Origin of the sequence: Streptomyces sp. NPDC005181 (assembly GCF_040608395.1) — a bacterium.
In the GTDB taxonomy this organism is placed as follows: Bacteria; Actinomycetota; Actinomycetes; order Streptomycetales; family Streptomycetaceae; genus Streptomyces.
On record NZ_JBEXID010000150.1, the window covers coordinates 1 to 9911 of the forward strand.

Below are 9911 nucleotides of genomic sequence, written 5' to 3' on the forward strand. Positions count from 1 at the left end.
TCGATGCTGCCGTTCTTCTACAACGTGTGGAAGACCGCCAAGTACGGCAAGAAGATCGAGGTCGACGACCCCTGGGGGTACGGCCGTTCGCTGGAGTGGGCGACCTCGTGCCCGCCGCCGCGGCACAACTTCCTCACCCTGCCGCGGATCCGTTCCGAATCCCCGGCGTTCGACCTGCACCACCCGGAGATCTCGGCGCTCGAGCTGCTGGAGCACCACTCCGAGGCTGACAAGGCCCTCGCGGGTGGCAAGGAGGCCGGCAAGTGAAGATCCAGGGCAAGATGTTCCTCTGGCTGAGCGTCTTTCTCCTCGCCATGGCAGTGACCTATGGCGTGTGGTCGAAGGAGCCGGCCGGTACCACCGCGCTCGTCCTGGCCTTCGGCCTGAGCGTCATGATCGGCTTCTACCTGGCCTTCACGGCGCAGCGGGTCGACGCGATGGCTCAGGACAGCAAGGAAGCCGATGTCGCGGACGAGGCCGGCGAGGTGGGGTTCTTCTCCCCGCACAGCTGGCAGCCGCTCTCGCTGGCCGTCGGTGGCGCCCTCGCCTTCATGGGCGTCATCTTCGGATGGTGGCTGCTCTACTTCTCGGCCCCGGTCATCCTGATCGGTCTGTTCGGCTGGGTCTTCGAGTACTACCGCGGCGAGAACCGCACCCAGTGACACCGCTCCACCGGTGACACCGCTCCACCTCACGGGGGGCCCGCACTTCTCATGCGAGAGGCGCGGGCCCCCCGTTTGCAGTCATCCGGCGCGCTGAAACTGATGAATCTTCTTAGCGTGGGAACCATGAACACGCCGCGCATTCGCCCTGTAGTGAGCTGTACGCTGCTGGTCATGGCCCTGGTTGCAGGGGCGACCGCCTGTGGCGGGCCAGATGGTCACCCGCTCGCCGAACAGCCGTACGACGCGGCGGACGAGATCTCCTCCAACGCCCCGGAGGGCGACGAGAAGGCCGATCCCGACAAGCCTCTCGAAGTCACCGCAACGGGTGACGACGGCCGGATCACCGACGTGGCCGCGGTGGACACCGCCGGGCACCATCTCGCGGGCGAACTCTCGGCGGACGGGCTGCGCTGGCATTCCACCGTCCCGCTTGCGGCCGGCACCCGCTACACCGTCAGGGTCAGTGTCGAGGACGACGACGGCGCCCCGGGCAGCCGTACGCTCTCCTTCGAGACGGCCCCGGCGAAGAAGCTCCTGAAAGTGACCTTCGGCCCGCACGCGGGCACCTACGGCGTCGGACAGCCCATTACGGCGGAACTCAGCGCTCCGGTCAAGGGCAAGGCCGCCCGGGCCACCGTGGAGCGCTCCCTGAAGGTCCGCTCCACGCCCTCCGTGCCGGGCTCCTGGTACTGGGTCGACGACAAGATCCTGCACTACCGCCCGCAGGAGTACTGGCCGGCCCGGGCCACGATCGAGGTCAGCAGCACCATGGCCGGCATAAAAGTCGCCAACGGCCTGTACGGGGCCCCCACGAAAGCGTTGAAGATCACTACCGGCGACCGTATCGAGGCCATCACCAACGCCGCCGCGCACTCCATGACGGTCAAGCGCAACGGAGTAGTGATCAACACCATCCCGGTGACCACCGGAAGGCCCGGCTTCGACACCCGCAACGGCGTCAAGGTCGTGCTGAGCAAGGAGTACTCCGTACGCATGCGCGGGGAGACCATCGGCATCTCGGCGGATTCCGGCGACGGGTACGACCTGCTGGTCTACTACGCGACCCGCGTCACCTGGAGCGGCGAGTACGTGCACGCGGCCCCCTGGTCCACCGGCTCGCAGGGGTACGCGAACGTCAGCCACGGCTGCACGGGCATGAGCAACGCCCAGGCCCAGTGGTTCTACAACACCGTGCGCGAGGGGGACCTCGTCTCCGTCGTCGGCAGCCAGGGCTCCACGATGACACCGTTCGACAACGGCTACGGCGACTGGAACCTGTCCTGGGCGAAATGGCAGCAGGGCAGCGCCCTGCAGAACAACGCCACCCCGGACCGGTCGAACACCGTGCAGGCGGCGCGCCTGCGCCCCGAGGTCTGACCGGCCAGGGGAGTGCACCGCCCTTCGAAGGGACATGAAACGGCCCGGCCCGCGACGAAACCGCGTGCCGGGCCGCAGTGGGACTCAGGACTGTACGCAGAGCCTGCTGCGCAGCAGAGCGGCCAGGGCGTCCGCGAACTCGACCGGCTCGACCGGCAGGGTCACCGCGGCGTCCGCGCGGCTCCAGGTGGCCAGCCAGGCATCCTGCGGGCGCCCGATCAGCAGCAGCACCGGCGGGCAGTGGAAGATCTCGTCCTTGATCTGCCGGCAGACGCCCATGCCGCCCGCCGGGGCCGTCTCGCCGTCCAGCACGCACACGTCGATGCCGCCGCTGTCCAGCGCGGACAGGACGGCGGGCAGCGTGGCGCACTCCACGAACTCCACCGGTGGCACGTCCGCCGCAGGCCTGCGACCGGCGGCCAGCCTCACCTGCTCACGGGTGTTGGCGTCGTCGCTGTAGACCAGGACCGTGGCGGTCGGCTGCATTGTTCCTCCGTGACATCTGTGTCTTCGGGGCTCTCGGGGCATGAACCGATGCGCGGATCGTACTCCGACCGACAGCCTGTCAGCACCGGTAATGACAGCGATTCGATGGGCCGTTCGGGCAGGACACACGCTGCTGACACACCGAACGGCACCCCCGGGAGTGAGGGCGGGATAAGCGACCGACATAATGTCGATCGTGGCGACAGCAACGACAGTAGAAACCGGGCACGCGCACCCGTCGGTCAATCGACCGAACCTCACCAGCGTCGGAACCATCATCTGGTTGAGTTCCGAGCTGATGTTCTTCGCGGCCCTCTTCGCGATGTACTTCACCCTGCGATCGGTGATGGGACCCGACCACTGGAAGGAAATGGCTTCGGCCCTGAACTTCCCGTTCTCGGCGACGAACACCACGATCCTGGTGCTCTCCTCCCTCACCTGCCAGCTCGGCGTCTTCGCCGCGGAGCGGGGCGATGTGAAGAAGCTCCGTGCCTGGTTCGTGATCACTTTCGTGATGGGTGCGATCTTCGTCGGAGGCCAGGTCCTGGAGTACACCGAGCTGGTGAAGAAGGACGGCCTCTCGCTGTCCTCCGACCCGTACGGCTCGGTGTTCTACCTGACCACCGGCTTCCACGGTCTGCATGTGACAGGCGGTCTCATCGCCTTCCTGTTCGTACTGGGCAGGACATACGCAGCCAAGAGGTTCACCCACGAACAGGCGACCGCCGCCATCGTCGTGTCCTATTACTGGCACTTCGTCGATGTCGTGTGGATCGGCCTCTTTGCCACGATCTACATGATCAAGTAACCGGGCTCGAACCCGAACCACATCCAGCATCGACGCAGAAGATCCTGACACCGGGGTAATCCGTGAAAAAGCTCTCCGCACGACGACGCCATCCGTTGGCGGCGGTTGTCGTACTACTCCTCGCGCTGGCGGCCACTGGGGGGCTGTACGCCGCGTTTGCGCCCGCGAGCAAGGCGCAGGCCGACGACACCGCCCAGTCCCTCGCCATCGATGAGGGCAAGAAGCTGTACTCCGTCGGTTGCGCCAGCTGCCACGGAGTCGGCGGTCAGGGCACGTCCGACGGGCCGAGCCTGGTCGGCGTGGGCTCCGCCGCCGTCGACTTCCAGGTCGGCACGGGCCGTATGCCGGCCCAGCAGCCGGGTGCCCAGGTACCGAAGAAGAAGAACATCTACAGCCAGGCCGAGATCGACCAGCTCGCGGCGTACGTCGCGTCGCTCGGCGCCGGCCCGATCGTGCCGACCGAGGACCAGGTCAGCCCTGACGGTGCGGACATCGCCAAGGGTGGCGACCTGTTCCGTACCAACTGCGCGCAGTGCCACAACTTCACCGGCGAGGGCGGTGCCCTGACGAAGGGCAAGTACGCGCCCAGCCTTGAGGGAGTGGACCCGAAGCACATCTACGAGGCCATGCAGACCGGCCCGCAGAACATGCCGTCCTTCCCCGACTCGACGATGCCCGAGCAGCAGAAGCGGGACATCATCGCGTACATCAAGACCGTGAACAGCGCCGAGTCCGAGACCCCTGGTGGCCTCAAGCTGGGCGGGCTCGGTCCGGTCAGCGAGGGTCTGTTCGCCTGGATCTTCGGTCTGGGCGCACTCGTCGCAGTTGCCGTTTGGGTCGCGGCCCACACCGCTAAGGCCAAGAAGTCATGAGTAGCCAAGAGAAGATTCCAGAAGAGAACCTGCCCGCTGAGCAGGAAGCCGCGCACGGCGCGGTAGAGGTCGCGGACGACCCGTTCGCCAACCCGGGGCTGCCGGCTCACCGGCCGCGCATCCAGGACATCGACGAACGGGCCGCGAAGCGCTCCGAGCGCACGGTCGCGCTCCTGTTCGTGCTGTCCATGCTGGCGACCATCGGCTTCATCGCCTCGTACGTCATCTTCCCGGTGGACAAGATCGTGTTCATCTGGCCGTTCGGCCATGTGAGCGCGCTCAACTTCTCCCTCGGGCTGACCCTGGGCGTGGCTCTCTTCACGATCGGCGCGGGCGCCGTCCACTGGGCGCGCACCCTGATGTCCGACGAAGAGGTCGCCGACGACCGGCACGCCATCGAGGCGGAGCCCGAGGTCAGGGCGAAGGTTCTCGCCGACTTCGCGGCCGGTGCCGAGGAATCCGCGTTCGGCCGGCGCAAGCTGATCCGCAACACCCTGTTCGGTGCGCTGGCTCTGGTGCCGCTCTCCGGCGTGATGCTGCTGCGCGACCTCGGTCCGCTGCCGGAGAAGAAGCTCCGTCAGACCCTGTGGTCCAAGGGCAAGCAGCTCATCAACGTGAACACGATGCAGCCGCTGCGTCCCGAGGACGTCGTCGTCGGTTCGCTGACCTTCGCCATGCCCGAGGGTCTGGAGGAGGACGCTCACGACTTCCAGACGCAGATCGCCAAGGCTGCGCTGATGATCATCCGTATCCAGCCGGAGAACATCAAGGACAAGCGCGAGCGCGAGTGGGCCCACGAGGGCATCGTGGCCTTCTCGAAGATCTGCACCCACGTCGGCTGCCCGATCAGCCTGTACGAGCAGCAGACGCACCACGTGCTCTGCCCGTGCCACCAGTCCACCTTCGACCTCTCCGACGGCGCCCGCGTCATCTTCGGTCCGGCCGGTCACTCCCTTCCGCAGCTGCGGATCGGTGTGAACAGCGAGGGCAACCTCGAGGCGCTCGGTGACTTCGAAGAGCCCGTCGGTCCTGCATTCTGGGAGCGCGGATGAGTACTGTGACCGACACGAAGCGCAACGCGCCCGCCGGCGAGCGGGTGGCCGACTGGGCGGACGGCCGGCTCGGGATCTACTCCCTGGCCAAGGCCAACATGCGCAAGATCTTCCCGGACCACTGGTCCTTCATGCTCGGTGAAGTCGCCCTCTACAGCTTCATCGTCATCATCCTCACGGGTGTGTATCTGACGCTGTTCTTCCACCCGAGCATGAACGAGGTCGTCTATCACGGCTCGTACGAGCCGATGCAGGGCATCCGGATGTCCGAGGCCTATGCCTCGACGCTGGACATCAGCTTCGACGTCCGCGGTGGTCTGCTGGTCCGCCAGATCCACCACTGGGGCGCGCTGATCTTCCTGGCCGCGATGTTCGTGCACATGATGCGCGTCTTCTTCACGGGTGCGTTCCGCAAGCCGCGTGAGATCAACTGGCTGTTCGGCTTCCTGCTGTTCGTGCTGGGTATGTTCACCGGCTTCACGGGCTACTCGCTCCCGGACGACCTGCTCTCGGGTACGGGTGTCCGCTTCACCCAGGGCGCGATCCTGTCCATGCCGATCGTCGGCACGTACATCTCGATGTTCCTGTTCGGCGGAGAGTTCCCCGGCGGCGACTTCGTCGCCCGGTTCTACTCGATCCACATCCTGCTGCTGCCGGGCATCATGCTCGGTCTCGTGGTCGGCCACCTGATCCTGGTCTTCTACCACAAGCACACGCAGTTCGCGGGTCCCGGCCGCACCAACAAGAACGTCGTCGGTATGCCGCTGCTGCCGATCTACATGGCGAAGGCCGGAGGCTTCTTCTTCCTGGTCTTCGGTGTCATCGCGGTCATCTCGGCGATCGCCTCGATCAACCCGATCTGGGCCCTCGGTCCGTACCGTCCGGACCAGGTGTCCACCGGCGCCCAGCCCGACTGGTACATGGGCTTCGCCGAGGGTCTGATCCGAGTGATGCCGGGCTGGGAGATCAACCTCTGGGGTCACACGCTCGTCCTGGGCGTGTTCATCCCGCTGATGGCCTTCGGCGTGGTGCTGGCCGTGATCGCGGTCTACCCGTTCGTCGAGTCCTGGATCACCGGGGACAAGCGCGAGCACCACATCCTGGACCGCCCGCGCAACGCCCCGACCCGGACGGCCTTCGGCGTCGCGTGGATCACGGAGTACCTCGTCGTCTTCATCGGCGGTGGCAACGACCTCTGGGCCACGCACTTCCATCTCTCGCTGAACTCCATCTCGTGGTTCGTCCGGATCTTCATCTTCGTGGGGCCGGTCCTGGCGTTCATCGTCACGAAGCGGATCTGCCTCGGCCTTCAGCGCCGCGACAGGGAGAAGGTGCTGCACGGACGTGAGTCCGGTCTCATCAAGCGCCTGCCGCACGGTGAGTTCGTCGAGATCCACGAGCCGCTCGGCCCCGAGCAGCTGCACATGCTCACCGCGCACGAGCAGTACAAGCCGGTCGAGATCGGCCCGACAGTCGACGAGAACGGTGTCGAGCGCAAGGTGCCCGCGATGCAGAAGCTGCGGGCCAAGCTCAGCAAGGGCTACTTCGGCGAGCACAACCAGATCGAAAAGCCCACTGCCGAGGAGTACAAGGAGATCACCAGCGGCCACGGCCACCACTGATCGCCTCAACTGATCGCCACAGCGGGAGCCCCGTCCATTCGATGGACGGGGCTCTTTGCTGTCCCGTGCGCTCGATAGGGTGGGGTCCATACCCTTATCGGCGGTGGACCCCCAGGAGCGGACCATGAACGTGGTGACCCCGGTCGGCGGCGACAGCGTGGCGGCTCGTTCCTGGCCCGGCGTGCTGAACGCTCTCCTGCGCGGCGAGGACCTGAGCGCCGACGACACCGCGTGGGCGATGGACAACATCATGAGCGGCGAGGCGACCGACGTGCAGATCGCCGGTTTCGCCGTTGCCCTGCGCTCCAAGGGCGAGACCGTCGACGAGGTCACCGGACTCGTCCGCGCCATGTACGAGCACGCCACCACGATCCAGGTGCCGGGCCGCACGGTCGACATCGTCGGTACCGGCGGCGACCTCGCCAAGACGGTCAATATCTCCACGATGTCCGCGATCGTCGTCGCGGGCACAGGAGCCAAGGTCGTCAAGCACGGCAACCGCGCCTCCTCGTCGGCCAGCGGCGCCTCCGACGTCCTGGAGAAGCTGGGCGTCAATCTGGAGCTGACCCCCCAGCGCGTCGTCGAGGTGGCGGAGGAGGCGGGCATCACCTTCTGCTTCGCGGTGAAGTTCCACCCCGCCCTGCGCTATGCGGCGCGGGCCCGCAAGGAGCTCGGCGCGCAGACGACGTTCAACATCCTCGGCCCGCTCACCAACCCGGCCCGGGTGCGCTCCCAGGCCATCGGCGTCGCCGATCTGAAGATGGCCCCCATCGTCGCGGGCGTGCTCGCGGCGCGCGGCAACTCGGCGCTGGTCTTCCGCGGCGACGACGGCCTGGACGAGCTGACGACCACGGCGACCTCCCGGATCTGGGTGGTCCGGGACGGCGAGGTGCGCGAGGAGGCCTTCGACCCGCGCGACGTCGGCCTCCAGCTGGTCCCCGTCGAGGCACTGCGCGGCGCCGACGCCTCGTACAACGCCGATGTGGCCCGCCGGCTGCTGGCCGGTGAGACCGGTCCGGTACGCGAAGCCGTGCTCCTCAACTCGGCGGCGGCGCTGGTGGCGCTGGACCCGGGGGAGGGCACGCTGAACCAGCAGCTCGCCGCCGGGATCGCGAAGGCCGCCGAGTCCGTCGACTCGGGTGCGGCCCGGGCGGCGCTGGAGCGCTGGGTGACGGTCAGCAACGCCTGAACGAACGGGAACTGCGGCCCAGGGCGCAGTCCAGATCTTGGACTGCGCCTTGCGCGTCGACGCACGTATGGCAAGATGCTGGGCAGGTCATGAGTGACAGCGACTACGGCCCCGGCCCGCTGTCCGGCAACCCTCCGTCCGTGGCGGGGTGCCCCGGGTGAAGACCAGGCCGTAGGCAGCGAGGTCTGCGGCAAGCGCGGACCCCTCGACATCTGTGAATGTCACATCCCTGGGGTCCTGGTCCTCAAGGAGCCTCTTGTGAGCAAGCGAATGCGATAGGGCCCGGTCCGGCCCCTCTCCGCACCCCCTTTTTCTGCTTCCTGCGCTGCCGCGTACCTGCCGGCGCAGTGAATTCGCCTGCCTGTTACGGGAGTTCGCCATGTCCGTCGTCACCGCTGCCACCGACCAGACCATTTGTTCCCCGCTGCCCGTTCTGGGCAAGGATGTGACTGTTCCACTCGCTACCGGCGGAGAAGTCACGTATGCCGCCCTGGATTACGCGGCCAGCGCCCCGGCCCTGCAGCGGGTGTGGGAGGACGTCGCCGCGTACGCCCCGTACTACGGCAGCGTCCACCGCGGCGCCGGCTACCTCTCGCAGCTCTCCACGGACCTCTTCGAGAACAGCCGCAAGGCGGTCGGGGAGTTTCTCGGCTGCCGCGCGGAGGACCAGGTGATCTTCACCCGGTCGACGACGGACTCGCTGAACCTGCTGGCCGCGGTGATCCCCGCCGACTGCCAGGTCTTCGTGTACGAGACCGAGCACCACGCCTCGCTGCTGCCCTGGCGCGACGCCCGCGTCACCTACCTCAACGCTCCCCGCACCCCGGCCCAGGCCGTCGAGACGCTGGAGCGGGCGCTCGCCGACCGTGACCCCTACGGCCCCGCGCTGGTCTGCGTCACCGGTGCCTCGAACGTCACCGGTGAGCTGTGGCCGGTGAGGGAGCTGGCGGCCGCCGCCCACGCGCACGGGGCCCGGATCGTGCTGGACGCCGCACAGCTCGCGCCGCACCACCCGGTCGACATCGACGAGCTCGACGTCGACTGGGTCGCCTTCTCCGGACACAAGCTGTACGCGCCGTTCGGCTCCGGTGTCCTCGCGGGTCGCGCCGACTGGCTGCAGGACGCCGAGCCGTACCTGGCCGGTGGCGGCGCCTCGCGGAAGGTCGCCCGGCGCACCGACGGCGGTGTGGACGTGGAGTGGCACTCCACCGCCGCCCGGCACGAGGCCGGTTCGCCCAACGTCATCGGTGTCTACTCCATCGCCTCCGCCTGCAAGGCCCTCACCGAGGCCGGCTTCGACCGCCTCGTCGCCCGGGAGCAGCAGCTCGTCACCCGAGTCCGTGAAGGCCTCGCCGAGGTCCCCCAGGTCAAGGTGCTGTCGCTGTTCGGTGACGACGCCCCTCGGGTCGGCGTCGTCTCCTTCGTGGTGGAGGGGTGGAACAGCTCCCACTTCGCCGCGGCGCTCTCCGCCGAATACGGCATCGGGGTACGCGACGGACTGTTCTGCGCCCACCCGCTGGTGCGCACCCTGCTCGGCAGCGACCCGCAGGACCCGGGCGAGTGCGGCGCTCCGGAGGCGGAGCCGGGCGAGCGCTCGCTGAACGCGATCCGGGTCAGCTTCGGCGCCGGTACGCCGGACGAGCACATCGAGCGCTTCGTCCGCGCGGTCAAGGAGCTGGTGAGCGAGGGGGCTCAGTGGAAGTACCGCACCGAGGACGGCCGCTGCGTCCCGGACCGGGGCACGGCGCAGGTCTGACCGGCCCGGAACAGGGGCCGTAACACTTCGGCCGGGGACGGGCAGCATCCCCTCCACCGCCGCCCTATAAAACATGAGAATCTA

At 67.6% G+C, this 9911-nt stretch carries 9 protein-coding genes, 1 pseudogene and 1 riboswitch; of the genes and pseudogenes, 9 read left to right on the top strand and 1 reads right to left on the bottom strand.

From position 1 onward, the window contains the following. From ABZV38_RS37940 to ABZV38_RS37950, 3 genes and pseudogenes are all read left to right on the top strand, one after another. Nucleotides 1-267, top strand: a pseudogene (locus ABZV38_RS37940) (cytochrome ubiquinol oxidase subunit I); the annotation flags it as partial. Continuing rightward, nucleotides 264-662, top strand: a complete 399-nt coding sequence (locus ABZV38_RS37945) for a cytochrome c oxidase subunit 4 (RefSeq protein WP_356333206.1) — start codon at nt 264-266, stop codon at nt 660-662. The pseudogene ABZV38_RS37940 and the gene ABZV38_RS37945, both read left to right, overlap by 4 nt. A gap of 126 nt (nt 663-788) precedes the next feature. Then, nucleotides 789-2042: an Ig-like domain-containing protein gene (locus ABZV38_RS37950; RefSeq protein ID WP_356333208.1), complete on the top strand. Its 1254-nt coding sequence runs from the start codon at nt 789-791 to the stop codon at nt 2040-2042. 84 nt (nt 2043-2126) lie between these two features. On the opposite strand, the gene ABZV38_RS37955 is transcribed toward ABZV38_RS37950, so the two are convergent. Next, nucleotides 2127-2528 (bottom strand): hypothetical protein, encoded by a 402-nt coding sequence (locus ABZV38_RS37955; protein ID WP_356333210.1) that lies wholly within the window; start codon nt 2526-2528, stop codon nt 2127-2129. 187 nt (nt 2529-2715) lie between these two features. Here ABZV38_RS37955 and ABZV38_RS37960 point away from each other — a divergent pair, with 187 nt between their 5' ends. The 6 genes from ABZV38_RS37960 to ABZV38_RS37985 all read left to right on the top strand — a co-directional run bounded on the left by ABZV38_RS37960 (nt 2716) and on the right by ABZV38_RS37985 (nt 9827). After that, nucleotides 2716-3336, top strand: a complete 621-nt coding sequence (locus ABZV38_RS37960) for a heme-copper oxidase subunit III (protein ID WP_356333212.1) — start codon at nt 2716-2718, stop codon at nt 3334-3336. 62 nt (nt 3337-3398) lie between these two features. Beyond that, nucleotides 3399-4208 carry a c-type cytochrome gene (locus ABZV38_RS37965; RefSeq protein WP_356333214.1) on the top strand — a complete coding sequence of 270 codons (810 nt, stop codon included), beginning with the start codon at nt 3399-3401 and terminating at the stop codon, nt 4206-4208. Then, entirely contained in the window at nt 4205-5260 is a 1056-nt protein-coding gene (locus ABZV38_RS37970; protein WP_356333216.1) for a Rieske 2Fe-2S domain-containing protein, read from the top strand. Before ABZV38_RS37965 ends, ABZV38_RS37970 begins: the two co-directional genes overlap by 4 nt. Then, nucleotides 5257-6882 carry a ubiquinol-cytochrome c reductase cytochrome b subunit gene (locus ABZV38_RS37975; protein ID WP_356333218.1) on the top strand — a complete coding sequence of 542 codons (1626 nt, stop codon included), beginning with the start codon at nt 5257-5259 and terminating at the stop codon, nt 6880-6882. The genes ABZV38_RS37970 and ABZV38_RS37975 overlap by 4 nt, the downstream gene beginning before the upstream one ends. A 124-nt stretch (nt 6883-7006) precedes the next feature. Further along, nucleotides 7007-8071, top strand: coding sequence for an anthranilate phosphoribosyltransferase (gene trpD, locus ABZV38_RS37980; protein WP_356333220.1), 1065 nt, complete (start codon nt 7007-7009; stop codon nt 8069-8071). A gap of 85 nt (nt 8072-8156) precedes the next feature. Next, a riboswitch (SAM riboswitch) is annotated at nt 8157-8274 on the top strand. 176 nt (nt 8275-8450) lie between these two features. Beyond that, nucleotides 8451-9827 carry an aminotransferase class V-fold PLP-dependent enzyme gene (locus ABZV38_RS37985; RefSeq protein WP_356333222.1) on the top strand — a complete coding sequence of 459 codons (1377 nt, stop codon included), beginning with the start codon at nt 8451-8453 and terminating at the stop codon, nt 9825-9827. The last annotated feature ends 84 nt before the right edge of the window (nt 9828-9911 follow it).